Origin of the sequence: Sphingobacterium sp. UBA5670 (assembly GCF_002420705.1) — a bacterium.
Classification (GTDB): Bacteria; Bacteroidota; Bacteroidia; order Sphingobacteriales; family Sphingobacteriaceae; genus Sphingobacterium.
The window spans coordinates 1-1,185 of the sequence record NZ_DIIM01000031.1 but is presented as its reverse complement, the minus strand read 5'-3'; the positions used below and the strand labels follow the sequence as shown (position 1 = coordinate 1,185).

Genomic DNA, 1,185 nt, shown 5'->3' with positions numbered 1-1,185 from the left:
GAAGCCTTATTTGTTTTTTACCCTGATAGATCAATTGCTCTATTACGCTATAATACAATATATAAAACGTTTTTATTCAAAAAGACTTCCTTGCACGACCTGTCGTGCCTCCAAGCCTTTATCTATATACGTTTGAATACCTGACTTCGGAAAACCCCAATTTGGCGCTATTAACAATTCTTTGTCGGCAATCCCGAAGATACGCTGAATAATCAGATCTGGGCGTAATCGTGGAATAAATTTGGCTAAGAATTCGGTATAACCTTCCATCGAGAAAAGTTCAAAAGGCTCCCTTTTATATTTGACCCCCATAATGGACCCCTCTACAATGTGCAGGTGGTGCAATTTTACAAATTTAATCTGTGGAAACCGGTTGATTTCGTCTGCATATTTTAACATCATCTCCTCCGATTCCCATGGAAAACCAAAGATTGTATGCACACAAAGTTCCAGAGGTGTATCTTTTAACATTTCCATTACCTGAACAAACTCATCGTGCGAACAGCCCCTATTAATCCTCTCCAATGTATCGTTATAGATAGATTCCATTCCCATTTCTAAGTCTACATCATAACGATCAGTATAAGACTCCAATAAAGCGATTTTTTCAAAATCCAAACAATCAGGACGTGTTCCGACTGAAAGACCTAAGGTATTTTCAGGATCGATACTTAAAGCCTCATCATACATCATTTTCAAAAGATGCGTCGGTGCATACGTATTTGTGTTTGGCTGGAAATAAATAATAAATTTTTCCGCACCATAGCTATTACGTGCTCTCGCTATCCCTGATTCCACCTGCTCTCGTATAGAAGGAATTTTACGGGCTGTATCCGGTGTAAAGGAATCCACATTACAGTAAGTACATCCTCCGTAGCCCTTACTACCGTCACGATTGGGACAAGTAAAATTACCATCCACAATCACTTTAAACACTTTCTGCCCGTTATACTTTTGCTTTAAATAAGCCCCGTAATGATTATACGGTTTAATTCCGTTGTCCAATAATGTACCCATTGCGCTGCAAAGTTACTCAATAAAAATCATAAATATATTACTACTCAGGAACAAAGCACTATGGCATCACCCATTATTATGTCATTTTCAAAGACAACAGTTGTTCGAATAAGTATTAATTTTAAAGTAATAGCTCCGAAAGTATTTAAACGCAAGAAGCCCTTGACT

At 37.7% G+C, this 1,185-nt stretch carries 1 protein-coding gene; it reads right to left on the bottom strand.

Annotated elements, in window-relative coordinates; all coding sequences use genetic code 11:
• Window positions 1-72 precede the first annotated feature (72 nt).
• On the bottom strand, window positions 73-1,017 hold the full coding sequence (locus B3C94_RS22480; protein WP_293908013.1) for a TIGR01212 family radical SAM protein: 945 nt from the start codon (window positions 1,015-1,017) through the stop codon (window positions 73-75).
• Between the last annotated feature and the right edge of the window lie 168 nt (window positions 1,018-1,185).

Bases quoted from the DNA above. Each gene is read 5' to 3' on its own strand.
- B3C94_RS22480 (WP_293908013.1), bottom strand. From the start codon at position 1,017: ATGGGTACATTATTGGACAACGGAATTAAACCGTATAATCATTACGGG.